At 52.5% G+C, this 25,470-nt stretch carries 19 protein-coding genes; 11 read left to right on the top strand and 8 right to left on the bottom strand.

Features of this window, described 5'->3' with window-relative positions:
* Positions 1 to 218 precede the first annotated feature (218 nt).
* Both CWM66_RS01625 and CWM66_RS29405 read left to right on the top strand, forming a co-directional pair.
* The gene (locus tag CWM66_RS01625; RefSeq protein ID WP_227135684.1) at positions 219 to 2,921 is read left to right on the top strand and encodes a pitrilysin family protein; all 2,703 of its coding nucleotides are present in this window, start codon (positions 219 to 221) and stop codon (positions 2,919 to 2,921) included.
* Positions 2,922 to 2,972: 51 nt separating this feature from the next.
* Positions 2,973 to 4,226 (top strand): co-chaperone YbbN, encoded by a 1,254-nt coding sequence (locus tag CWM66_RS29405; protein WP_090396983.1) that lies wholly within the window; start codon positions 2,973 to 2,975, stop codon positions 4,224 to 4,226.
* 151 nt (positions 4,227 to 4,377) lie between these two features.
* Here the strand turns inward: CWM66_RS29405 and CWM66_RS01615 are convergent, their stop codons facing one another.
* Positions 4,378 to 6,975 (bottom strand): TonB-dependent receptor, encoded by a 2,598-nt coding sequence (locus CWM66_RS01615; RefSeq protein WP_007374850.1) that lies wholly within the window; start codon positions 6,973 to 6,975, stop codon positions 4,378 to 4,380.
* A gap of 91 nt (positions 6,976 to 7,066) precedes the next feature.
* The gene (locus CWM66_RS01610; RefSeq protein WP_146159917.1) at positions 7,067 to 9,745 is read right to left on the bottom strand and encodes a pitrilysin family protein; all 2,679 of its coding nucleotides are present in this window, start codon (positions 9,743 to 9,745) and stop codon (positions 7,067 to 7,069) included.
* A 148-nt stretch (positions 9,746 to 9,893) separates the two neighbouring features.
* On the opposite strand from CWM66_RS01610, the gene CWM66_RS01605 reads away from it, so the two are divergent.
* Complete coding sequence (locus CWM66_RS01605) at positions 9,894 to 11,666, top strand: ABC transporter ATP-binding protein/permease (RefSeq protein ID WP_007374852.1); 1,773 nt, start codon at positions 9,894 to 9,896, stop codon at positions 11,664 to 11,666.
* Between the two features lie 37 nt (positions 11,667 to 11,703).
* Positions 11,704 to 13,452: an ABC transporter ATP-binding protein/permease gene (locus CWM66_RS01600; protein WP_158262933.1), complete on the top strand. Its 1,749-nt coding sequence runs from the start codon at positions 11,704 to 11,706 to the stop codon at positions 13,450 to 13,452.
* 31 nt (positions 13,453 to 13,483) lie between these two features.
* Here CWM66_RS01600 and CWM66_RS01595 read toward each other — a convergent pair whose 3' ends face one another.
* Positions 13,484 to 14,461, bottom strand: coding sequence for a FecR family protein (locus CWM66_RS01595; RefSeq protein ID WP_007374854.1), 978 nt, complete (start codon positions 14,459 to 14,461; stop codon positions 13,484 to 13,486).
* A gap of 212 nt (positions 14,462 to 14,673) precedes the next feature.
* Between CWM66_RS01595 and CWM66_RS01590 the strand changes: the two genes are divergently transcribed.
* On the top strand, positions 14,674 to 14,934 hold the full coding sequence (locus CWM66_RS01590) for a hypothetical protein (protein ID WP_007374856.1): 261 nt from the start codon (positions 14,674 to 14,676) through the stop codon (positions 14,932 to 14,934).
* 105 nt (positions 14,935 to 15,039) lie between these two features.
* Here CWM66_RS01590 and CWM66_RS01585 read toward each other — a convergent pair whose 3' ends face one another.
* Entirely contained in the window at positions 15,040 to 15,405 is a 366-nt protein-coding gene (locus CWM66_RS01585) for a hypothetical protein (RefSeq protein ID WP_035890526.1), read from the bottom strand.
* Between the two features lie 63 nt (positions 15,406 to 15,468).
* Between CWM66_RS01585 and CWM66_RS29400 the strand changes: the two genes are divergently transcribed.
* Both CWM66_RS29400 and CWM66_RS01580 read left to right on the top strand, forming a co-directional pair.
* Entirely contained in the window at positions 15,469 to 15,603 is a 135-nt protein-coding gene (locus CWM66_RS29400; RefSeq protein WP_007374857.1) for a hypothetical protein, read from the top strand.
* 242 nt (positions 15,604 to 15,845) lie between these two features.
* Complete coding sequence (locus tag CWM66_RS01580; protein ID WP_071920726.1) at positions 15,846 to 16,292, top strand: hypothetical protein; 447 nt, start codon at positions 15,846 to 15,848, stop codon at positions 16,290 to 16,292.
* 131 nt (positions 16,293 to 16,423) lie between these two features.
* Here the strand turns inward: CWM66_RS01580 and CWM66_RS01575 are convergent, their stop codons facing one another.
* Positions 16,424 to 17,965, bottom strand: coding sequence for a methyl-accepting chemotaxis protein (locus CWM66_RS01575; RefSeq protein ID WP_107146171.1), 1,542 nt, complete (start codon positions 17,963 to 17,965; stop codon positions 16,424 to 16,426).
* Positions 17,966 to 18,437: 472 nt separating this feature from the next.
* Here CWM66_RS01575 and CWM66_RS01570 point away from each other — a divergent pair, with 472 nt between their 5' ends.
* Positions 18,438 to 19,259, top strand: a complete 822-nt coding sequence (locus tag CWM66_RS01570) for an oxaloacetate decarboxylase (RefSeq protein ID WP_071920728.1) — start codon at positions 18,438 to 18,440, stop codon at positions 19,257 to 19,259.
* A gap of 338 nt (positions 19,260 to 19,597) precedes the next feature.
* Here the strand turns inward: CWM66_RS01570 and CWM66_RS01565 are convergent, their stop codons facing one another.
* Positions 19,598 to 20,233, bottom strand: coding sequence for a LysE family translocator (locus CWM66_RS01565; RefSeq protein WP_035885805.1), 636 nt, complete (start codon positions 20,231 to 20,233; stop codon positions 19,598 to 19,600).
* Between the two features lie 120 nt (positions 20,234 to 20,353).
* Positions 20,354 to 21,262, bottom strand: a complete 909-nt coding sequence (locus CWM66_RS01560; protein WP_071921848.1) for a LysR family transcriptional regulator — start codon at positions 21,260 to 21,262, stop codon at positions 20,354 to 20,356.
* A 96-nt stretch (positions 21,263 to 21,358) separates the two neighbouring features.
* Here CWM66_RS01560 and CWM66_RS01555 point away from each other — a divergent pair, with 96 nt between their 5' ends.
* From CWM66_RS01555 to umuC, 3 genes are all read left to right on the top strand, one after another.
* Positions 21,359 to 22,342, top strand: a complete 984-nt coding sequence (locus tag CWM66_RS01555) for an NAD-dependent epimerase/dehydratase family protein (RefSeq protein ID WP_107146170.1) — start codon at positions 21,359 to 21,361, stop codon at positions 22,340 to 22,342.
* A 472-nt stretch (positions 22,343 to 22,814) separates the two neighbouring features.
* On the top strand, positions 22,815 to 23,234 hold the full coding sequence (gene umuD / locus CWM66_RS01550) for a translesion error-prone DNA polymerase V autoproteolytic subunit (protein ID WP_071532063.1): 420 nt from the start codon (positions 22,815 to 22,817) through the stop codon (positions 23,232 to 23,234).
* Positions 23,235 to 23,236: 2 nt separating this feature from the next.
* Complete coding sequence (umuC, locus tag CWM66_RS01545) at positions 23,237 to 24,499, top strand: translesion error-prone DNA polymerase V subunit UmuC (protein ID WP_007374864.1); 1,263 nt, start codon at positions 23,237 to 23,239, stop codon at positions 24,497 to 24,499.
* A 213-nt stretch (positions 24,500 to 24,712) separates the two neighbouring features.
* Here umuC and CWM66_RS01540 read toward each other — a convergent pair whose 3' ends face one another.
* Positions 24,713 to 25,147, bottom strand: coding sequence for a hypothetical protein (locus tag CWM66_RS01540; protein WP_035885801.1), 435 nt, complete (start codon positions 25,145 to 25,147; stop codon positions 24,713 to 24,715).
* Positions 25,148 to 25,470: the final 323 nt, after the last annotated feature.

Here is a 25,470-nt window from a genome sequence, read left to right as displayed (position 1 = left end):
AAATTAATGGCCAGATAATTATTCTTGTTGAGTCAGCCGGTAGCGCCAGCGCCTGTATATGAAGGTGATGAACCGGCAACAGAAAATATTTTTTACTACCGGCTGCGAAAATTCTGTTGTTCAGTCGTTTCTCTCTCGTCCGGCCCCTGAATGGGTCTTCCCTGAATGCCGCTGAGCGGCATTCTGATATGTCATGCATAACCGAGAGAGGATAGATTTTGACAACGCAGTACAGGCCACGACCCATATCGGATAAGCGCGAGCCTCTGGCCGATATCGCTTTCCCCACCAGTACCTTCACGTTGGATAACGGACTAACGGTTATCGTGGCAGAAAACCGCGATGTGCCGCTGGTGTCATATCAGCTAATTTACCAGGTTGGTTCTAAAGATGAACTCGCAGGGATGACCGGATTTGCCCATCTTTTTGAGCATCTTATGTTCGAAGGCAGCGAACATGCACCCGGTTCCTTTCTGGAAAAGATGACTCATGCTGGAGCCACCAACCTCAACGCCTATACCAGCACCGATCGCACCACCTATCACGCCACTGTGCCGACAGGATCGTTTGACTATGCGCTGTTTTTGGAGTCGGACCGTATGGGGCATTTCTGCGACAGCATCAGTCAGTTGTCGCTGGATCAGCAGCGGCGGGTAGTGCTCAACGAAAAACTGGAGACCGAGAGCGGTCCCTACGGCAAGCTCTACGAGTTTAAATCGCGGGGCTGTTTCCCCGCTGAGCATCCCTACGCCCATACCGTTATCGGTGAAAAAGAGGATTTGATAGCCGCTACACTGGAAGATGTGCAGCACTGGTTCCGGAAATACTACACGCCTTCTAATGCGGTGCTCGCGCTGTGCGGCGATATCGATCTCGTTACCGCGCGGGAGAAAGTCAGCCACTGGTTTGGCGATATTCCTGCCGGACAGCCGCTGGCCCGTCCTGAAAGCTGGATCGCCGATATCACTCCGCAGCGCCGCGATCGCTACCAGGCGAAAGTCGCCAACGGTACACTGCAACTGGTATGGAACATTCCTCCGGCAGGTAATCCGGATGCCACGTTACTGTCGCTGGTGGCGGATTATCTCGCATCAGGGCTGTCTTCCGTACTGGTCAAAAATCTGGTGTACGTCAGGGAGATAGCCAGTAGTGTGCAGGCTATGGTCGCTGACGGTGCATTGTGCAGCCAGTTTATTATCAGTGCTACCGTTGCCGAAGGACAGGCGCTGTCCGCGCTGGAGCAGAGCCTGCTGGAGGAAGTGTACGCTTTTCTTGCGCAGCCATGCGATGACCAACGTCTGTGTGAGGTGAAGAATGATGCACTTAACCTGTTCCGCGATAGTTATAAGACTTCGGCGCAGATAGCCGCATTGCTCTCGGTTTGCCAGGTGACGCTGGGCAATGCCGATGCCTTTCGCCAGCAGCTCAGCCAGTTGGACAACGCCTCGCCTGACGATCTGCATCAGGTCGCCCGGCGCTGGTTGAGCCGCCCGCACTATACGCTGGAGATAGAACCCTTCACCGCCAGAACGGATGAAACGGCAACCGCCGCCCAGCGCACGCCGCCGCCAGCAATCCAGCCTCCGGTGCCACTGGTGTTGCCGCAGGTGCAGCATGCCCGGCTGGCTAACGGCATTCGACTGGTGCTGCTGGAACGGCATGGTCAGAACGATATCTACCTCGATCTGTTGTTGCCTACAGCTGCGCTACCGCGACCCGGTCAGCATCAACTGCTGAGCGAGCTGCTTAACCAGTCCGGAGCCGGTGAACGGGATGCTTTCTCCTTCAACCAGGCCTGCCGCGATCTGGGCTGCCGCATGGAGCTACGCCGGCGGCTGCGACACTTTTCGCTTTTGCTCTCCTGTCGCAGCCCGCAGTTGCCTGCCTCGCTGGCGCTGCTCAGCGATCGCCTGGCGCATAGTGTATTGCTGGAGGAAGATTTCCAGCGGCAGCGAGCAATCCAGCTTGATGCGCTGACCGAACAGCAGCAGATTGCCAGTGCGCTGGTCGTGCGCGTCCTGCCGGGCCTGCTCTATCCCGCAGGTCATCCTTGCCGGGTGCCTGGCGGGTCAGAAGGCACCCACGCCGGGCTGACACAGACCACGTTTCCCGAGTTAATGGCGGCTCTACCGCAACTGCTTAATGTCCAGGGGGCCACACTTGTTGTCACCGGCGATATAACCCTGGACGTGCTGTTGCCGCTACTGAATACCTCAGTAGGGCAGTTGGCGGGGCTGCCAATGGATAATGCTGCGATACCGCAGGCAGACCCGCCGATGCATCCCCGTGTCTGGATTCTTGATATCCCCGGTGCAGAGCAAACCTCCATCGCCGCAGCTTCACTGCTGCCGGGTGTTAGCGACACCGATGAAGCCGGGTTTGAGTTGTTGAACGCAGTATTCGCCAGCGGTTTTACCTCCCGTATAAATCTGAACCTGCGGGAAGATAAAAACTGGACCTATGGCGTAAAAGGGCGACTGATTAACGATTTTCAACAACGGGTTCACTACGTACAAACCGAAGTCCAGGCCGATCGTACCTGCGATGCCATCAGTGAAATTCTGGCGGAATACCGGGCTTTGATCGGCGAGCGGCCGGTGACGGCGGATGAGCTGGCAGAGGTTCGCCGTACCAGTCTGCTGGGTTTTAGCAGTAGCGCCGAAAGCCTGTCCGGACTGAACAATATGATCTCCTGGCTGCTGCGCAGTCAGTTGCCCGATGATTTTTGGCAGACTCATCAGCAGCGTATCGGCGAAATCACGCTGGAGCAGATTAACGATCTGGCACAGCAGTTGTTCTCCCCTGAACGGCTGACCTGGGTGATTGCCGGGGATACCAGTCTGTTCCGGGAAGAACTTGCCGCGATGTTCCCCGGCAATCTGCACGTTATCAACGACGGCGGCGATGCGCTTTATGACTAAGCATGACCACAGCACAACGCGCAGCCCTTTTTCCAACATCATGGAGTTACTATGTCTGATCTCATTATTAACCTGACGGACCGCACGCTGGACGATGCCCTGAACCATGCTGAGCAGCCGGTGCTGCTGGACCTGTGGGCTCCCTGGTGCAACCCCTGCCTGGCTATTGCTCCGCTGCTGGAGAAAGTGGCGGCGGCAACGGAAGGGCAACTGACGGTGGCTAAACTGGACGTGGAGGAGCATGAACATCTGCTGCCGCGTTTCCGTGTGCGCGGTATCCCTACGCTACTCCTGTTCCGCAACGGTAGCGAAGTGGCGCGTAAAGTGGGCGTGGATTCACTTTCAGATCTTAATAACTGGCTGAGATCGCAAGGGATTGTAATTGAATCTGAGGGAGAAGTGGTGGTGCCCGAGGTACAGCCCTGGCCATCTTTCTACGGTGACGACGAACTGCGGAGGTTCCTGACCGGGCGCCTGAAAGAGAAAGCACTGGCCGCTGAAATCTCTCACTATGCCTTCCCGCGCCCGAAAGATCTGCTGACCGCACCTTACGTGCTGGCAGGACAGGAATCGCTGGATGTATTTGAACGTGTTTCCGGCCTGCCACCCGCACTGGCGCTGTGGCTGGAGGTTCTCGATTTTGTCACCCCGCAGCAGATCGACGAACTGATCGCCGTTCTGGCGAGCGGAAAAGCCTACGGCGATGTTCCACTGCATTTACTGGTGCAGTGGCTGGAAGATGCGGATCTCCGCTGGCCTGCAGTGCTTTCGTCTTCGCTGAATACGCTACGGCTACACTGGATTGAACTGACACACCACTATCTGACCGGGCGGGAGACACCGCGGCAGGTATGGCTGAAGATTCAACAGGAAGCCAGAGAACATCACGATTCCTGCCAGAGTGGGCAGGATCTTGAACAGCATCTTTGTTCTCTGCTGTCTATCCTTTCGCCGCCGTCGGCGCTCAACGATACGCATGCGACGAGTACTATTCAGCATCACTGGTATCAGATCCAGTTCCATCTGGAGCAAATTAACGCAGGTTGGAGCAGGGATGAACTGGCGATGGCGGATCGACGCTGGGCGTGGATTGAACCACAACTGGCGGCAATCCCGGAGGAGGAATCAGAAGGCGCATTAGAAACGCTGCATTTGCAATGGCGGCAGCAGTCACCTGAGTTTGCTGATTATGTGCAGAAAGAAGCGCTTTTTAACGAAGATTTTGCGGCGGGAGAGCCGCAGCGCATACAGGTATTCAGAACGCGTTTCCTGCAATTGATGAAGCAGGCGCCTGACGCTGCATAATGACCTGAAATCAAAAACCTGCCTGCGGGCATGACGCCATCTATCCTCACCGATCGGCATCAGTTCCCGGGGCAGGTTTTTTTTGTGCCGTTTCCGGCGCATAAAAAACCCCGAATCATGATTCGGGGTGCAGCAGCAGGCGATAAGTTGGTTAGTCAAAGGTCCCGCTAATTGACAGCACAAAGTTACGTGGATCGCCGTACCAGTAGCCGCCGTGTAAGTTGCCGACGGTGGAGTAGTAAGTTTTGTCGAACAGGTTATTGCCCAACAGGGCGACACTCCAGTTGCGGTTAATAGCGTAGCCGATTCTGGCGGAATACACCGCATAGAATGCAGTATTGGCGTTGTAGTTGTGCTGGTTAAAATCATCGTCGTACCAGCTACCAATCTGTTTGGTCTTGCTCTGCGCCTGTACGCCAACGCCAAAGCTGAACTTGCTTAACGTCTCCCCGGCATTGTTAAACTGGAAGTCGTTCCACCATTTAATAGTGTGCTTTGGTGTGAAGGTGGTGATGCTGTCGTTAAGTCCGTCCGACGATAGATCAGAGGTCTTGTTAAAGTTATAGGTATATCCTAACGAGGTCTGCCACCACGGCTGTACGGTACCGGTGATCTCAAGATCCACCCCCTTGCTGATATTCGCATCCGGCGCGTTGCGGTAGTAGCCCGTACGTCCGCCGCCCAGATTTACAGAATCAGCGCCGATCAGTTGCCCCTGATTCACCAGACGTATTTGATACAGCGACAGCGACGCATTCAGCAGACCTCCCGGTTGGGCGTACTTGAGGCCGGTCTCCAGATTACTGCCGGTCTCCGGATCGATCTGCTGTCCTGAAGGTGCGATCATATTACTCTGCGGGATGAAGATCTTAGTGTAGCTGCCGTACCAGCTCAGGTCATCGTTAATATCGTAGCTGACCGAGTAGTAAGGACTTTCCCACTTACGGGTGGATTCGCTGATGTCGCTCTGATCGCTGGCGGTACTGGTATGGGTATTACTTTTATAGGCGTTCAGCCGAAGACCGAGGCCAAAGTGCAGTGGTTTCCACGGGGTAAGTACCAGTTGCGAGTACATCCCCCAGTTTACTGAGGAGCCGCTGCTCATATACGCATAATAGCCCGCCGGAATTGACGGTTCAGGCACCGAGGTATCCCAGTGCCACGGGTCCATTATCGGGCCAGTGGTACCGAACCAGCCGTTGACCATGCTGGCAGCATCGGGGGAGGTCATCCAGTAGTTTTCTTTGGAATAATTGCCACCGAAAGTCAGCTTCTGCGGTAGGCCAAAGACGTCAAACTCTCCGGTCAGCGTGGAGTCAAAAGAGAACTGTTTGTTATTACTATTGCTGCCGTCGGCGGAGATGGGCTCGGCTGAGAACAAGCCGGTATCCGGCATAATATTTCCGGCGACATTAGAGTAAATAGTGCTGTTACGCTGATACAGCCCGGTATAGTTCAGGTTGAAGTTCCAGCGGTCGCCAATTTTCTGAGCCAGCTTAGCAAAGATTTCACGCGTATCGGAGTCTGACTTTTCCCAGGGAAACACCCACGCCGTTTTGCGACTGAAATGGGGATCTCTGCCATCCGGGTAAAGCTCCAGGCCGTTAGTAAGTGGTACGCCGCGAATGCGCTGATAGCTGCCGCCTATGGTTAACAAGGTGGATGACGTCAGGTCGGCTTCCAACGTGCCGTAGGCCACGGTATTTTCATCTTTTGCCGTGCGGTAAAAATGGTGGCTGTCTTTGCGGGTTAAGACGGCACGGGCGCGCAGCGTACCAGCGTCATTCAGCGGAGAAGTAAGGTCCAGCGAGTTCTGATAGTTATCCCAACTGCCCGCCGAGCCGTCGTACTTTAGCTGAAAGTGATCGAGCGGGCGTTTACGTACCAGGTTAACAGTCCCGCCCGGGCCTGTGGTGCTGAAACCGTTAAACAGATCGTCGGCACCGCGCAGGATCTCCACGTGATCGTACATCGACATATCAAAAGAAGGAGAAAAGCGGTTGTTATAGTTGGTGCCGCCGGTGATATCGATCGGCGATCCACCATCGATGCTGGCTCGAGTGATCTGAAATCCACGCGAGTAAAAATTTTTCTCGCGCGAGTTATTGCCCTGTTGCACTGTGATGCCAGTGCCTTTTTGCATCGCATCGTTCAAGGTACGAATACCTTGCTGCTGCATGGTTTCACTGGTTATAACGCTGACCGACTGTGGCGTATCTTTAACGCTGGTTGCTCCCTTGGAACCGACGGTAAGCATGCCGCCATTCAGACTGCCGGACCCTTCGGTTGCGGTAATGTCCGTGCTGCCATTAACACCTTTGATGTCGCTGCCCTGATCCAGCGCGCCATCTACCTGAACCGTACCTAAAACTTCGGTACCGTCGGTTGAGGCCTGTGCGGTGCTATAGATCTGGATGGTATTGGTGTTGACATATTTAAAACTCAACGGGGTGCCCGACAGCAGCGTACGCAGGGCGTCATCAGCCGAATAGTTGCCGCTGAAGCCCGCACTCGAAAGCCCGTTGGTCAGTTCGCTTGGCACAATGAGTTGAAGGCCACTCTGCTGACCAAAGGCCAGTAGCGCCTCGGCCAGCGAACCGCCGCCAGGAATGCTGAAATTATATCGCTGTACCTGCCTGGCGTTGTCTCCGGCTGGTGAAGATTGCTGCGCCAGCGTGGATGAGGTGCCCGCCAGGTTTCCCCCCAGCACCGCCAGCATCAGCCAGGAGTGATAGTTTTTCGATGCCATAAAGTGTGATTCCAGTCATGAGTTAGTGTTATCTCAGAGAAAACGAATTAGCGGTGAAAACATCGCAACGGAAAACGTGTGGTGAAGGAATTTATTTATAAAGCGCCTCGGGATTATGGGGATAATACCCGGCAGGCAGCGCGAGTATGTCCGCTAGTTTGTCAGCTACGGCGGTTACCGGGCCTTCGATAAGCCATTTTCCACATCCTGGTGCGATTGCCTGGCGTAGCAGAGGATCGATCTGAACCTCGTTGAGTGCAGTCAGAGAATCCATCAGTTGCTGACGGTAATTTTCTGCTAGTCCCTCACGCAGTAGCGATTCCTGTCGGCATAGTGCTTCATAATCATTGCCTGTTGGTCGGCTCAGTCGTAGCTGTTCTATCTGGATAAGTCCCAGTATCTCTTCCCGGGTAAGCGGTCGATTGCCCAGCAGTGCATCGCATTCGCGGCGGATAGCTTTAACCGCTGCCAGAGTATTTTCGGCAGCCAGGGTCATTTCAAAGCCCAGCAGGCGACTGCCTGGCAGTGACTGGCTGAGCGGCGTCACGTTGTAGGTCAGGCGATCCACTTCGCGCAGGGAAAAATTAATGCGCGAAGCAAAGCTGGTGACCAGTAAAGGATGGATCAACTGCACAGCGGCATCGTGTGGCGATCCGATGCCCGGCAGTACAAACCACGCCATTAACGTCGTCACTGCCGCTGTGGGGTTATCGATCAGCAACAGTGAGCCAGCGGTATCGGCAGGGGGAATTGCTGGTGGTGTTGGGGCCGCCGAAGTTGCAGGTTGCCACTGCGCCAGGCTGCGTTCCAGCAGCGCGCTCAGCCGCTCAATGGGCAGCGAGCTGCAAAGCAGTAGGGTGGCGTTGTGTGGCTGATAGTGTTGCCGATAAAACGCATCCGCCGCCTTGGGCGTGATTAGTGCCAGGCTGGCGGCGGTGCCCTGGGTAAACGCCGGGCGGCGCAACGGATGTGACGGAGGGAAACAAATGGCAGGCAGGGCCCATGCTGCGCTGTCCAGATCGTTTAGCACCTGCAGGTAATGATCGCGATGTGCTTCAATGCTCTCCGCCGAGGCTGGAGAGCGGCGCAGTACATCACTCAGGTGATGGAAAACCAGTTCGGCGCTCGGCTCCGGCATCTGCATTCTGAGCGCGATACTGCTCACACCGACGTCAAGTACCATGCCCGCGTCCTGCGACCACAGCCATTGTTCAAGGGTTATACCGTCGTTTTCCCTGCTGGCGATCAGTCCTGCGACCAGTTGTGCCAGGCCACTGTATTCCGGCGGATCGAACTGCGATCCGGCTTCGACGATCAGACTGGCGCTAAGCAATCCCTGCTGAATTGCAGGAATGACGACGATATTTAGTCCGTTTGACAGTACTCGCCGCTGTGCCGCAGGCACAGGAGCTAGCGGCGCGATAATAATTGGCGGAGCTATACGTGCTGGCGCAGGATGATGGTTGCCGGTCACGGCGGTAAACGGATCGACTTGCACGACCAGCCGCCCCTGCTTTAACCATCGCTGTGCCGCCGCGACTACAGTTTCGGCAGACATATTCAGCGCCTGGACCACGCGCTGGCGCAGACCTTCGGCGCGTTTTGGCAAGTGTTCATGTCGCCCCAGAGCTGCGGCAAGCGTCAGGGGATCGGCCCAGTCAGACCGTGAGTTTTCCAGCAGCAACTGCTGGCTGTGCTGGAGCAGATCGGGGTTCAGCGGAGTGGTTTGCATCTCCTCCAATACCGCCATGGTGTGATGCTCTACATCGTCAGCTCTGACGCCCGGGTGCAGTTCGATGCGCAGATTGAAATAGCTCGCCAGCATGCCGGATTCAACAAAGGCTGATATTGCGGTAGCAAACTGATTATCGACCATCAGTCGGATCACCAGCGGCGACAAGGCAGTATCGGCCAGCACCCCGGCAAACAGTTCCAGCGCCGTAGTGTCATTCTCACCGTAGGGTGGGATTGGCCAACAGATTCGTAGCAGCTGGTTGTCAATGCGATCCTGCAGGTGCAGGCGTTTTTCATGCCTGAGCTCAGGTAGCCAGCGCTGCACAGTTTCCCGTGTTTCGCCCGGCGCGATGTCGCCAAACCAGCGTTGTACTTTTTCCCGCGCCTCTTCGGGGGTAATTGCGCCAGCCAGAGTGATTACCGCATTATTGGGCCGGTAATAACGCTGGTACCACTCCTTTACATCAGCAAAGCTAACCTGCTGTAAATCAGCCCGTTCACCTGCAACTTTATGGGCATAAGGATGCTTCTCCGGGAACAGATGCCGCAGGATCAGTCCTTGTACAGCCCCCAGCGGCTGAAGCTCGTTTTCTTCCATTTCACGGGTAACTACATCCCGCTGTACCTCCAGTGCCTGCGGGACCAGGCCACCAAGCAGGTATCCCATCCGATCCGATTCGGCAAACAGCGCATAATCCAGCGATCCCGGCGGCACCGACTGGAAAAACTGGGTGACATCAGCACTGGTCACGCCATTTAGCCCTTCAGCTCCTGCCTGTTCCAGGTGGCTGATATAGCTGCCCGGCAGTGCCGCACTGCCGGAAAACATGAGGTGTTCCATAAGATGAGCAAAACCAAATCGGCCGGTGGGCTCATCCTTCGCACCTACGCCATAGGCCAGGTGGACAGCAACAGTAGGTGAATTGGCATCTTCATACACCAGCAGAGTCAGGCCGTTATCGAGGGTAAAGCGCTGAAAGGGGATCTCGGGCAGCGTGGCCGCCAGAGTGGGGACGGCCGTCGTTACGTCGTTCATGCAGGCTCCAAAACAGGTGATGTATCGAAAAAAGTCAGTGCCGATAGAACGAGTCAGGTAAAGCTTTTCCACAATTTGGCTGCACGTTTGTGGATTTACGGCTCCTTACTCGTTCTCTGGGTATCTGGAAATCGTGTGGATATTTGCAATGTCAGTTGATGAACAACCCGCTGCTGCCCGCAGCTACAAACTGAACGCGCTGTTTTTTCGTCGGCTCTATACGCTAAGCGCGCCATACTGGTGCCGCCTTGAGGCGTGGAAAGCGTGGGCAATTATGGCGATGCTGCTCTCCTCCGCTGCAGCCTTCAGCCTGGTTGGCGGCTATATCTCCAATCTGGTGGCAGACTCCACTAATGCGCTGGTGGCGAAACAGAGCATTTACTGGCGCATCATGATCTGGATGACCTTTGTCGGTCTGATGCAGACGCTAGCGGTGCAGATGACCAGTTGGTTTAGTTCATGGCTTTTGCTGGACTGGCGTAAATGGATGACACGGCATTTATTGAACGCCTATATGCACAACCGCACCTACTACGAAATCGAGAAAGACGGGTTTATCGATAACCCGGATCAACGGTTGCAGGAGGAGGTGCCGTCGGTGTGCCAGACGGTGATTGGCATACCGCAGTTTATTCTCAGCTCGCTGATGACCATTGCGGTACAGGCCAACATTATTGTTCAGGTATCGCCAAATATGTTCTGGGCGGTGGTGATTTATGCCGGGGTGAATACGCTGGTGTCAATGTGGCTGTATAACCCGACGATTAAGCAGAGTTGGGATCTGACCGTGGCTCAGGCGCGCATGCGATCGCGGTTGATGCACCTGAGTGACAATGCGGAAACTATCGCTTTCTATCGCGGAGAAAACAGCGAAAGAAAGGGACTGCATCAACGGCTACACGATGTGGCGAAGGTCAAAATGACGATGATTTTTTACGGCATCCGCATGAGTGTAGTGAATCAGGTGATGGGCCTGATCTTCAGCCTGCTGCCAATCTTTTTTGTTGTGCCGCTCTACTTCAGCGGCAAGGTGGCCTATGGTTCTATCGATCAGGTTGCGGCGGCGGCGGCCATGGTGCTATCTGGCCTGTCGGTGATCTCTAATTTCATTCCCACCATGACTAGCACCATGCCGAGCGTGGTGCGGCTGTCCGAGATCCAGGAAAAATTCAATCAGCTAAACGATCCGCAGAGAACCCACGAGGAGACTCACATTCATTGCCGTCAAGGGGAGATTGTCACTCTGGAACATGTTGATGTTGCCACACCCGGCGGCGAGCAGCAGCTGGTACGTGACCTCTCCCTGCGTGTGGCCGAAGGCCAGCATACGTTAATTGTCGGACAGACTGGGGTAGGGAAGAGCTCGCTGCTGCGCGCGATTGCCGGATTGTGGCAGCGCGGCAAAGGTGAGATACAGTTGCCGCCACATCAACAAATGATGTTTATTCCACAGAAACCTTACATGGTCCTCACCGATTTACGCTCCCAATTGCTGTACCCGAAACCGACAGAAAACGGGGATGACCGGCTCATCCAACAGGCGTTTACCCGCCTTGGCAGGCCGGATTTTCTGGCGAAGCAGGGTGGGCTGGACTGCATTAAAGACTGGCGGAAAGTACTGTCGCTGGGCGAACAGCAACTGGTGGCGTTTGCCCGTATTTTACTGCATCAACCGCGCTATGTGTTTCTGGATGAAGCCACCAGCGCGATGGATGTGGAAACAGAACACCTGGCCTATCTCGCGCTCGGCGAGGCGAAAATCACCTGCATCAGCGTCGGGCATCGCGAAACGCTGATGCAGTTCCATCCGCAAAAGCTGCACCTGATGGCCCACGGCGAGTGGCGGCTGACGCAGCACAGTGAAGCGGAACAGCAGGGGGATGATGCAGCTTCATATCATATTCAGGCCCGGGCGGTCTGATCCTCTTATTTTTTGAAGGGCATAACGGATGGCTGTGATGTTATCGGAACTAAAAAACGATCAAAACCGGCACCGGTTAAATCGCCTGTTCTTCCGCCGCGTGTGGCAGTTGGCCGCACCATACTGGACCCGCAAAGATGCCTGGAAATCCTGGCTGACTGTGGGCATTCTCTGCCTGATGATGGGCGGCTTCAGTCTGGCGGGAGCAAAGCTTACCCAGCTCACCACCGATGTCACTAATGCGCTGGTGGATAAACGGACCGATCTCTACTGGGAGTTGTTTACCTGGTTGACGGTGTTCGGCGTGCTGCGTTTTGGCGCGGATATGGTGCAGCAGCTGATTGATTCGATGCTGGCGATGCACTGGTGGCGCTGGTTGACAGAATACATTATGGACAACTATCTCTACCGTCACGCCTATTATTATATATTGCAGGATGAGAAGATCGATAATCCTGACCAGCGTATTCAGCAGGAGGTGGAACCCTTCTGCGGCACGGTGGGCGCATTCCCCCGCCAGTTTATTGGTTCGCTGATGGATATGGGCATACAGACCACTATCATGATGAGCATCTCCACCCCGATGTTCTTTGGGGTTATCGGATTTGCGCTGTTCCAGGCGGTGGCGATGTATTACATCAACCGGCCAACCATCAAGCAAAACTTCGATGTCACCGTGGCCGAAGCTGATTTACGCTATGGGCTGACCCACGTGCGGAATAATGCTGAGAACATTGCGTTTTATCGCGGAGAAGCGGTGGAGGTGGAGCATATCATTACCCGACTGCTGAACGCCATCCGCAAACGGATGCGGGCAAATGTCTACAGCATCTATATGCAGTTGATGAACGAGGGCGTTGGCCAGGTGTGGAATTATCTGCCGCTGATTATCCTCGTTCCGGTCTATTTCCGTGGCGATATCAGCTACGGCAGCATTGCGCAGGCAACCGCCTCTGCCACTATGCTCCTCAACAGCCTGTCGGTGCTGACCACCTATATTCCGTTACTCAGCCAGACCGTGCCGAACGTGGTGCGGCTGGCGGAAATACACGAAACCTTCCTCAGGTTGCAGGAAGCTCAGGTCGACGATAAAAATAACCTGGTCATGAAGCCCGGTAAAACCATTGAGTTGAGCAACGTTAGCCTGAAAACGCCCGGCGGTGAGCAGTCGCTGGTGCAAAACCTCAACCTGAAGTTGCCGGAAGACAGCCGCCTGATTATCGTTGGCCGTACCGGCGTGGGGAAAAGCTCGCTGCTGCGTGCTATCGGAGGGCTGTGGCAGAACGGGCAGGGTAGCGTGACGCTGCCGCTGGAGATGGGGGCCTGCCTGTTCCTGCCCCAGCGCCCCTATACCTTTGAAGGCGATCTGCGTAGCCAAATATGCTATCCCGCTGCACAGTCACCAGTCAGTGACGGCGAACTGGCGGGGCTGCTGGAAAAGGTGTGCCTCGGTGATCTGTTGGCCCGCCACGGGCCGCTGGATCGGGTTGCCGACTGGTCACGCGTGCTGTCGCTGGGCGAGCAGCAGCGAATTGCCTTCGCCCGTATGCTGTTGATTAAGCCGCGTTATCTGTTTCTGGATGAGGCTACCAGCGCCGTCGATTTGCAGACCGAGGCGGCGCTGTATCAACTGCTGGAAGAAGCAGGAACGGCGTGGATCAGCGTCGGGCACCGGCCAAGCGTAATGCGCTTTCACCGCAAGGCGCTGCGACTACATGAAGGGGGAAGCTGGGAGTTGCTGAGCATGGAGCAACTGAATGAGCTGGCGATGGCGGATCGAGACTGATAGCGGCGCGCTAAGGCTGTGACCTTAGCGCTTACTTGCGCTCACGCAGCCAGACTACCGGACCTACCCGGCTGATATTCACCGGCAGAGACTTCTGCAGACCGTCGTACCAGTCGTCGAGATGGTTGATATCGATAATAGTATTAAGCTTAATGGCGGCCAGGCGATCGCTGTTAAACACAATCACCCGCTTATCGTAGCGCTTTAGGGTGGTGAGAATGGTCCCCAGCGGCTGCTCTTCAAATATCAGTTTCCCCTGATGCCAGGAGAGAACCTGCCTGGCATTGACCGTGGTAATTTTTACGCTGTCCTGCCCGCCGTGTAGTTCTGTTTGCTGATTGGTATTGAGCTGCATATCAGGATGATCTTTGCGGCTCAGTTCTACTCTGCCACGCTCCACTGTGACCACCATACCGTCACCGTCGCGCTGCACGCCAAAGGCGGTGCCCAGCACTTTGACCTCCCCGACGCCAGCATCAACGATAAACGGCTGCAACGGGTTATGTACCACGTCAAAAAAGGCTTCACCGCGAGCCAGGCGTACGAAGCGCTGCCCGGAATTCACCCGCACATCCGCCGCGCTGTCAGCATCCAGCCACATGCGGCTGCCGTCATCCAGCGACAGCATGCGCTGCTCTCCGCTGGAAGTGTAGTGGTCGTACTGCCAGCGCGAAAGCCAGTTTTGGGTCATTATCGCCGAGAATAACAGCAGGCCCGCAGTGGGCAGCATAATTTGCCACCGCCAGAAGCGGCGCCGTGCCTGCTCATGCGGAGATATACCGCTTAGAGCATCCGGCTGATAGTAGTTTTCCAGCGACATTCCCATGCTGACCCACAGACTGCGAGCATCGACCAACGCGGCTTCATGGCGGCTGTCGGCGCGGCGCCAGCGCTCAAAAGCGGCCAGCTCATCGCTGGTGATATCACCCGAGGTCAATCGCACCAGCCAGGTTACGGCCTGCGTATTGATTTCCGTCGTGTGCTCTGTGTTGTACCCGGATGCTGGCATGGCTCAGCACCGGTCAGCATTACATTGAGTGGACATCCGGTAATTCCCTTTGGCAGACAGGTAAGCTTTTTGATTACGGTATGTTATACAAATCCAGCGTCCTGCTGGCAAAACACAATCGTAGCATGATTCACAGCATTTCAAGGCTGGCGAACCAGGAAAAGTATGATTCAATGAAGAAACGTGTGACGTAGGGGTTTTCATCAATCAAAATGAAAAAAGTTCAGGAAAAGGTCGCTGTCCGGAAGCTGGCGGAAGAGCAGAGCCCGAAAGATGAGAATGGCGGTCCTGGAAAAATGATGCGCTGGGGCTGTCCAGGGACACCTGGCCTGATTGTGATGCCGGCACAGAACGCGACACCGAAAAACATCACGGTATTCACCCTCATCACAGCAGAACCTTTCCGCGATACAAAAAGCGCAGAACTGAACGCACCCGGTCCGTCCGGGTTTCCGTATAGGGTAATGATATAGCAAACGATCCTGTGCAGCAGACCGGCATCGTGCCGGTCTGTGTCAGTCCTGGCACTATTGCACAGGAGCAGGGGAAGATTAGGTCAAACCAGCAACCGGTCGTGTTCAGTTACAAAACGTCCGGGGCCCCTCGTCATAACAAGTCTGGGTTTTGCCGTTTGCGTCGGTAATGTAAGTATATTTGCCAATGGTTTGCTTTCTACTGCCATCGGTTCCGAAAATTATGCCGGCAGATTCGTAATATGAAATTGTAGGTCCGTCTTTATTTTCTCTAAAGGTCCTGTTACCAGCCTGGTAGGTGTTGCTGCCATCACTACCGAAGACTCTGTCTCCTATTTTTTTATAAGTGGTGCTGCCCTTGTCGCTGTCCACATAAGTTGTATCGCCATCATGGTAGATTGTGGTGCCCGCATGAGCAGAGACAGAGGATAAGACAACAGCGATCAGCAGGGATTTGAATAAAATTTTCATGGCAAAATACCTGTGTGTATGCCGGTGTTTGGCTTTTACATCATATGCTTACCACGGCGGTAAATGACTATTTCAATCGTACTGGATACTGATAATCCAGACACTTCCGATCTTCTGGTGCAGGTCAGTCTGAAATGTCAGGAGCACCATCCTCTGGCGCTGACATCATGGGGGATGGCTCCGATGGCGGAATGCTGACATGCCGTTAGTGGAACCCGGAAAGTGTTAAAATTGCCGTCATAAGGGGGGGGTAATGTAACGAAAACGTGCTTCAGTGAACTAACTCAGTGAATCGGGCTTACGCATGGCGATCTCCTCACGGGGACATAATTAGTATGTCGGAAGATCTCTAAAAGTGAATGGGCCGGTTTGCAGGGATACTTATAGTTAATGTGGAACAATCAATTAACTATGCTCATTAATAGTAAAGGAAATTATCGATGAATAATACATCACTCGAGGACAGAATTTATGCAGTAAACTGGAATTCATCCTATACAGCATATGGACCCGCAAATGATGTTCCTGAACTATTATTACAATTAGCATCTGATGATCACGAGGTAGCAAAGACCGCCAGTCATAAGCTTTGGTGCGGACTATGTCATCAGCATGTTTCTATGGCGCCAGCAGGATATATTGCCCTTCCATTTATATTAGAGATCCTTGATAGCGCAGATGAGTTACTTACGGTTGAAATACTCGATATCTTATGGGGATTCGCTCAGTGCTGCGTAGAGACAGGACCGAATGTTCCCGACTATTTCGAGCCAACCAGAGAGCGTCTTATCTTCGAACTACCCCGTTTTTCGTTACTATCCGAACACAGCGATGAGTTAATATCGCATTTCGCTTCTGAAATAATAAAATCGTTAAACCAAATATGAGCGAAAAGTGCCACGCTGTACTATTAAACGCTCGGGTAATTGCGCGTGGTTCACATCATAGATTTTTTCGCAGAAATTACGGCGAAGAAGGCGGGGCCGGTAATATAACGGCCCCAACTTTATCCCTTTTATCAAGCCGTAGTGAAGAAAGCCACGGTCTGCGTGAGCCGCCGGGTTTGTTTTTCCAGCGCATTCGCGGCAATGACCGCCTGCTGAACCAGTTGCGCGTTCTGATGGGTGACAGAATCGATTTGTACGATGGCTTCGTTGACCTGGCTAATGCCGATGCTCTGTTCATCAGTCGCGACGGAGATTTCCGACATAATGTCCGAAACACGCTGCACGGCTTCAATCATCTCGTCGATATTATCGCCGGCGATTTTAATCTGCGACGAGCCACTGTTGACGCGGCTGACGGACTCCTCAATCAACTCTTTAATCTCCTGGGCTGCCTGAGAACTGCGTAAGGATAAGTTGCGTACCTCGCTGGCCACCACGGCAAAGCCTTTCCCCTGTTCTCCGGCCCTGGCCGCTTCAACTGCCGCATTCAGCGCGAGAATGTTGGTTTGAAACGCAATGCTGTTTACCACATCGATGATACTGGCAATTTTACCGGCGCTTTCAGAAATACCGTTCATGGTGTCATTGACATTCTGCATCATCACACCCCCGCGCGAGGCAATATCCACCGCGCCACGCGCCAGTTCACGCGCCTGTCCTGCGTTTTCAGCGTTCTGTTTTACGGCTGCGGTGATCTCTTCCATGCTGGAGGAGGTTTTTTCCAGAGATACCGCCTGCTGATCGGTGTGCCCGGCGATTTCCTGATTACCGGCGACAATATCCTGGGTATTGGTGTTGATCCTCTCAGCGCCATCGCGGATCTCCGCAATAACGGAAGTCAGTTGCTCGCGCATCACCCCCATCTCATGTAACAGGCTGGCGTTATCACTGGCTTTTTTATTCACGCTCTGCGATAAATCCCCGGCGGCAATTCGCGACACGACCTCAGCCGCATAACGCGGTTCTCCGCCCAGTGTTTTCAGCGTGCTGCGGTTAATCAGATAAACCAGCACCGAGAGCAGGATGCTGATGACAATAAATTCTCCCAGGTTCTGATAAACAGAACCCAGAAATGCTTCATGGATATCATCAACATAAAGACCCGTCGTAATAATCCATCCCCAGGGAACACAGGGAATGTTGTAGGCAATTTTGGGCTTTGTTTCGGTGTCTCCCGGCCGCGGAAAATTATAAGCGGTGTAACCATCATGGCCATCCTTCGTCACCGTGACCATATCTCTGTAAATATAGACGCCATTGACATCGGCAACATCCGGCCCCTTGCCAATTAACGCGGCATTAATGGGATGCATAATGACCTGTGCCTGGTTATTCAGAATAGTAAAATATCCTGTGTCGCCATAACGTAAGTCTTTAATGATCTGGATTGAACGTTGTTGTGCTTCCTCTTTTGATATCAGCCCCTTATCAACAAGTGCAGCCTGCGTTTTCACCACGTTAAGGGCTAACTGGGAAACATACATTAATTCCTTTTTTCGTAGCGCCAGCTGGTCATCTTTAATTTTTACTGAGCCAAAGAATAATGACCCGGCAAGGCTTAGCAGTGCGACAGCAAGTGGAAGCCACAATTTATGCGCAAAGGATAATTTCATAGCATGCTAACCTGTTGTTGTTGTATAGGCAGGTATTGCGCAGGCCTTTCGGTATCAGGCTGCGCTTAATCTTTTTATCGGAAATTAAAGAGAAAGAATTAATCGATAATATTGATATATATTATATATATATCCCACTTTTAGTATAATGAACTGAATTGTCTGATAAATAAAACATTAATATGCACTGCGTCATTATACGCAACATTGATACCGATACAGGAGGGCTGGTTTCAGACAACCAGTGACGTGCCAATGATTGTAATCACGTCCGGGAGAGTATTCGCATAATTTTCCAGTTATCACGTAACAGTGACGGGAGGGGGAGCCTGAACTGGCAATACACCGGCGAAAGCGTTCTGCGGGTGTGATCATCGATACATCGTATGGGTTGTTATGGGAAATAGAATTTCAATGCAGTATTTATGGTATATCGTTAATCAGGAAGAACAGCAGAAGTCATGAGAGATTTATGAGCGACAAAAGCAAAGCTTTTCGTCTTCTTCACGAATCCGGGAATACCTTTGTCATTCCTAATCCATGGGACATTGGCACAGCCAGAATACTTGAAAAAATGGGCTTTCTGGCCCTCGCCACAACCAGTGCAGGCCTTGCCTTTTCTCTGGGGGTGGCAGAAGGTCAGGTTTCCTGGCAACAGACAATCCATCATTGCCGGAACATCGCAGCAGCAACCTCTCTGCCGGTGTCAGCCGATCTGGAGAAAGGAACAGGTGACAGTCCGGATAGCGCCGCTGAAACCATTAAGATTGCCGTGGATGCCGGACTTGCAGGCTGTTCCCTTGAGGATTATACCGGCCGACCAGAACATCCTGTCTTCGATTTAAGTCTTGCTGCCGAGAGGATTTCGGCAGCGGCTGAATCACGTGATATTTGTGATCCTGATTTTGTTATTACTGCGCGCGCTGAAAATTTCATGTGGGGCAATGAGGATCTTGATGAAACAATTCTGAGACTTCAGGCCTTCGAAAAAGCAGGCGCAGATGTCCTCTATGCCCCTGGAATTCATGATCTTTCTATGATTCATACCCTCTGCAGGTCTGTTACAAAACCGGTGAATGTTGTCATGGGCTTGCCCGGAAATGTTTACAGTGTTGAAGAACTTTCACATGCCGGAGTCCGGCGTATAAGTGTGGGAGCCTCAATGGCCCGGCTCGCCTATGGAGTGTTTGTTCAGGCCGCACGAGAAATCAGTGGTAATGGCACTTTTTCTTATGCAAAACATGCCATCAGTTTTTCAGAGCTTGAGGCTTTTTTCGAAAAAACTAATCAATAATCAGTTTATTAGCAGGCCTGACAGTATGCACAATTTCTCTGTTTTTCCATTGATTCAGTGCCCGCTTTGAGCTGCTCTCCATTGATTAACACGAACTGATGTTCGCAACGACTGCTCTGGCACAAAACGTATATTCAATGTTCAAAAAGGGGAGAGGGTGCCCTTACGTTGTGCGAGGCCACCCGCCGGTGCTGCGCTGGTAGTACTGATAACGATGAAACTCACAATCAGCACCAGAAACTTTTTCATTTGTTACGTCAATTTACCGTAACGAGAGCGTACCGGGAAAAAGCAGAACTTCACGGAAAATGGCATTAAGGGTAGAGACGTGGCCGTCTTCATGTTCCTTCATATGAAGTCACTAACTTAATCCCAAGGGCCATCATCACGCCACCTGCGGCCCGGTCAAACCACGCTTTTCCGCGAAGGTACAAATTTCGAGGTTTAGACGCAGAAAGAACAATCGCGACAAGCGCATACCAGCTGGCTTCGATTAAAAAGACGAGCAATGCAATGACAACCTTAAAGGAGAGAGCGCTATCTGGTGGAAGAAAGGCGGCAAAAACACTGGCATAGACAATAGCCGTTTTCGGATTACTGAGTTGAGTGGTAAGGCCCAGGAACAGAAATCGTGAAGAGAGTGGAATTGACCGATCATGCAGCTGAACTTCAGCAACAAGAGGGGTACGAGCGCCCCTCCAGATACGGAAGCCTAAATAAGCCAGATAAAGACCACCGCCAACTTTCAGGAGCAAATATAACGACGGGACTGCAAGCAAAACGCCATGAAGTCCCAGCAACGATGCTGTTGCAAAAATCAATCCTCCAACCCCCATCCCCAACGCGGCTAGCAAGCCGTTGAGTCGGCCCATACTTGCCGATGTGCGTGCCACCATCACGAAGCTCGGACCCGGGCTTGCAGCGCCAGCGGCGAGTGCCGTTGCAATGCCAATAATCTCGGGGAGATGTTGCATAGGTCGACTCCTTTGTGAACATGAGGGAATTCTTGAAAGCCGTCAAATTAAGCGGAAACAATAGTATTGAATCTCGCACTCATTCGAGAACGACAACGCCTTGATTTCCTGTACTGCGTGTCACAAACCTGCCTTATTGATATACGCCTGTAAGCCCCCGGCAAGAATATCGAATACCGTTTTACAGGCCTGACTGTGGCGCAAGTCCTCATGCATCACCAGCCAGGTATCAAGACGGAACGCAAAGAAATCAGGCATCAACCGCTTTAATGGGACAGGAAAATCGGCCAGTTGAACCTGACACATCCCTATACCCGCACCTGCGCGAATAAGGTTCAACTGCGCCACATCACTGTCAGTTCGTAAGGTAAATGCTTCACGGTTCAACTGAGGGTAGTGTTTCAGCGCCTGTAAAATAAACGGCGTCATTTTATCAAAGCCCACAAGCGGATGGCTGAACAGCTCGTCAATACTTTCCGGTTCACCATGCCGGGCCAGATAGGAATGTGATGCATGCAGACCAATTTCAATACGGCCCAACCGACGTGCGATCAGTTGCTCCTGCACCGGAGTGGTCATGCGTACCGCAATATCCACTTCCCGGTTCAATAAATCCTGCATTCGGTTAGAGAGAACCAATTCAATTGTAAGCTGCGGATAATCCTCTTTGATTCGTGCAATCAGGGAAGGAAGAACTTCCGTGCCGATAATTTCACTCGCAGAAACGCGTACCACGCCATGCAACCCGGCGGTGTGCGTGCTGAAGCTGGCGGCCGTTCGCGCAATCATATTGGCCGTGTTTTCCATCGCTTGCGCATGGCCTTGCAGCGCGGCTGCCGCATCCGTGGGTTGCAGGCCAGTCTGCGACCGCGTAAACAAAACCAGGCCAAGGGCGGATTCCAGTGCCGCTATGTGGCGCCCCGCAGTGGGCTGGGTAATGGCAAGCATACGGGCGGCCCCCGACAGGGAGCCTTCTTTCATCACCGCCAGGAAGGTTCGATACCATTCCCATGGAATATTTATAGTCATACAAAAATGCATACCTGCTACTTGATGTCATGCAATTACATTTAGCCCGCGCAAACACTACGATGTCAAGCACACACATCCGGTAAAGGCAAGGCGATGAAAAACAGAAACAAGGTACTCGTACTGGGCGCAACAGGCGGAATCGGTGGCGAAATCGCCCGTAAACTCATTCGCGAAAAATGGGACGTTCATGCACTGCGCCGCAGCGCCCCGCAAAATGAAGAGCCCGCAAATATGACGTGGATAACGGGTGACGCGCTGAATGCTGAACAGGTCGCGGCGGCGGCGTCAGAGTGTAGTGTGATTGTCCATGCCGTTAATCCGCCAGGTTATCGAAACTGGGAGCAACTGGTTTTGCCGATGTTACAGAACACCATCAATGCGGCGGAGCGAAACGGTGCCTTAATCGTTCTCCCTGGCACCGTTTACAACTACGGTCCGGACGCCTTTCCACTTTTACGGGAAGACTCTCCCCAAAATCCTGTCACCAGAAAAGGGGCCATACGGGTGCAAATGGAGAAGGCACTGAACGCCTACACGCAGCGTGGCGGAAAAGTGCTGATTCTGCGGGCCGGTGATTTCTTTGGCCCTGACGCAGGCAACAACTGGTTTTCACAGGGATGGATCACGCCAGGTAAACTCCCCCGGACAATTAAAAATCCGGGTAAAGCCGGAACAGGCCATCAGTGGGCCTATCTGCCGGATGTCGCCGAAACGCTGTCTGCGCTGTTGGCGCGTCGGGAGCAACTCGAACCGTTTGCCTGTTTTCATATGCGGGGGCACTGGGATGCCGATGGCATGGCGATGGCAGCAGCCATAAAAAGTGTCGCACAATTTGCGGGTATTAAAGCGAAGATAACCTCTTTTCCCTGGTGGCTTATCTTTGCGATGGCGCCGTTCAATACCACGCTGCGTGAGATGCGCGAGATGCGGTATTTATGGGAACAGCCGATACAGATGGACAATGCAAAACTGATCGACTTTTTAGGCCACGAACCGCATACCCCGCTGATTGAGGCCGTGCGGACTACGTTAATCGGTCAGGGCTGCATTAATCACGCGTCATTCACGCGTTTATGAGCGGGTCAGATCGTTTCTGGCACAAAGTGGCAAATCCAGATATAGCCAGGCCGGCTTTGAGCAAGGAGCGGTTCTTTAAGCCATTGTGTATCAGATGTAGGACTAACACTGGCTTGTGATAATCAACCGTGTACAGGTCACTTCACTGCGTCGGCGGGTACAGGCGGGGCTGAATTAAGGTGAAGCCTGCGTAACGCGCTGTCCCGTGCTGTATTCATGCACCGGCTGGAATAAATCAGGGACCGAAAACCGGAAAATCAGAGCTATCGTGCCAGTGACCAGTGACCAGTGACCAGTGACCAGTGACCAGTGACTGTAGTGAAAAGCAAACTTTCCCGGCTTGCTGCTCACACGGTAAAACCTAAATACCTCGCAACTTCAAACGGTTCCGAAAACCTTCTTAGAAGAAGGTTGAACGTGCGAAAAAATCAGAGATACTGTATATAAATACAGTTATATTGAGTTCCTCATTATGCAGCTTTTTTATCCCTTAGAGATTGCCCCCTCTATCCATCTTCCTCTCTTTACGGAGCGGGTACCTTGTGGTTTTCCTGGTCCCGCGCAAGACTATGTTGAAGATAGGCTGGATCTCAATACGCTTTTGATAGCCCATCCTTGCGCCACATATTTTATTAAAGTCAGCGGTGACTCCATGACTGGTGCTGGAATTGGGGATGGTGATCTTCTGGTAGTTGATCGTTCGCTGTCGGCAAGCCATGGCGATATTGTGATTGCTGCTGTAGCTGGCGAGTTTACTGTCAAGGAACTACGTACTCATCCTGTCTTACGCCTGGTTCCACACAATAGCAATTACTCACCCATTACGTTTCATAACCCAGAAGATCTAGAAATATTTGGTGTAGTAACATTTTCAGTGAAGTCACATAAATGACGATGTTTGCTTTGGCCGACGTCAACAGCTTTTATACGTCCTGTGAAACGGTATTCCGCCCGGATTTAAAGGGAAAACCCGTGGTAGTGGTCTCTAACAACGACGGCTGCGTAATTTCGCGTTCAGCAGAGGCAAAAGCGCTTGGCATCGCCATGGGAGAGCCTTTTTTCAAACTGAAAAATAAAACGTTCTCATCTGAAGTGCACGTATTCAGCTCGAACTATGCTCTTTATGCTGACCTCAGTGCGCGGGTTATGCAGACGCTGACGCAGATGGCGCCAGCCATCGAGATCTATTCAATTGATGAAGCCTTTATCGACTTATCCGGCATAGCCAGCTACATGTCGCTGACAGATTTTGGGAAGGCCGTGCGGAACCAGGTACTTAAAAATACCGGGCTCACGATCGGAATCGGAGTTTCGCAAACCAAAACGTTAGCAAAATTAGCAAATTACGCAACAAAACGATGGGCGAGTGCGGGTGGCGTGGTTGATCTATCCGACATATCACGTCAGCGGAAGCTGTTAGAACGAGTGCCTGTGGAGGATGTATGGGGTGTAGGAAGGCGCATCAGCAAAAAACTGAACAATATGGGGATCAATACAGCGCTGGACTTAGCCAATAGCTCACCTTGGGTAATCAAAAAACATTTCAACGTTGTTCTGGAAAGAACGCTGCGTGAGCTGCGCGGTGAGTCGTGCCTGGAGCTTGAGGAATTCGTGCCGGATAAACAACAGATTATGTTCAGCCGCTCTTTTGGGTATCGTATTACCGAGTATGCAGATATGCGCCAGGCTGTCTGCGCCTATGCTGAACGCGCTGCAGCAAAATTGCGTAGCGAACACCAGTTTTGTGCTTTTGTCAGCGTATTTCTACGCACCAGCCCGCACGCAGATAATGAAATTTATTATGAGAACCAATCATCTACGAAACTATCGATACCATCTAATGATACGCGTGACATTATACGTGCATCTACAGAATCACTAGACCGGATATGGGTCGATGGTTATCGCTACATGAAAGCTGGCGTAATGCTTGCTGACTTTTTTAGTCGTGGCACTGCACAGCTTAATTTGTTTGATGATACCGCCCCAAAGGCTAATAGCACTGCACTGATGGCGGTAATCGACGGCATTAACTCGTCAGGAAAAGGAAAGGTCTGGTTTGCTGGTCAAGGCATCCAGAAACCTTGGGCAATGAAGCGTGAAATGCTATCACCATCTTATACTACGCGCTATTCAGACCTGCCTGTCGCTAAATAAAAACTAGTTGTAGTGGTCAACAAAAATTGGCCACGGCTTTAGAGATTTCCAGAACAAGCGTTCTGATTCATTCGGCGTCAAACCACCATTATAGTGAAGAGAGCAAGCCGCTTGCGGCAGAAAATAATAAAGCTACTGAAGTCACATGAAATTTATGCGGCGGGGATGCCAGGCCGTGTCAACCACCGCCTGGCATCATGTACTAGCGATAGCTTAAAAAATTCGCGTCCAGCGGATATCGTTGGCGGGCGGTACCGGGCCGGAAACCGGATCGCTATGACCAAAAATACGCGTGTTGTGCCAAATCTGATTATTCTGCGCCGCTATCCGCACATTAGCGGCAAACTCTGCGATGCCCGGACCGCAAGAGGAAATATAAATTCTTGCCGGAACGGCGTTATTCGCCATATTTCCCTGAACCAGAGCAAGAAAGGTTTCGGCATTAACATCAACAACGCCCGGAGCCGCGTTGCCAATTTCCGTACCATTACCATGGGCAATAACCACAATGGTCGCGCCGTTGATAATATTTAAATTCATGGAACTGACCTGTGCCCACGTATAGCGATTCGTGATGGGGTTCCAGGCGGCATTCAGTTGCGTGTTAACAATATCGGCATCGGTAGACATGAGCATTACAATGGTCATACTGTATCTCCTCTTTGTGAAATATAACCTTTTGATTTAAAGGTGCTTCTATGCTTATCACGACAATAGACAGATAACGGATAAAACAACCCGACAATGTGTTACTGCGTCGCCAATATTAACCAACTGCTTTTTCCCCACCAGTTAGCCAGATAGCCGATGCACTATTCCTGGTGTTGTCTGGCGCAATTCGGTGGCGTCATCATAAGCGGCAATAGGGCATCGATTTATCGTCTCATTCTTAAATACGCGTTGAGTACGAAAATCCTGATGGCGTGCAGTTGATAAAAAAGGGAAAGGTTATTAGCGGTGTACAACCGTCA

Source organism: Kosakonia sp. H7A (assembly GCF_003028445.1).
Lineage (GTDB): Bacteria > Pseudomonadota > Gammaproteobacteria > Enterobacterales > Enterobacteriaceae > Kosakonia > Kosakonia radicincitans.
This window is presented reverse-complemented; position numbering and strand designations above follow the sequence as displayed.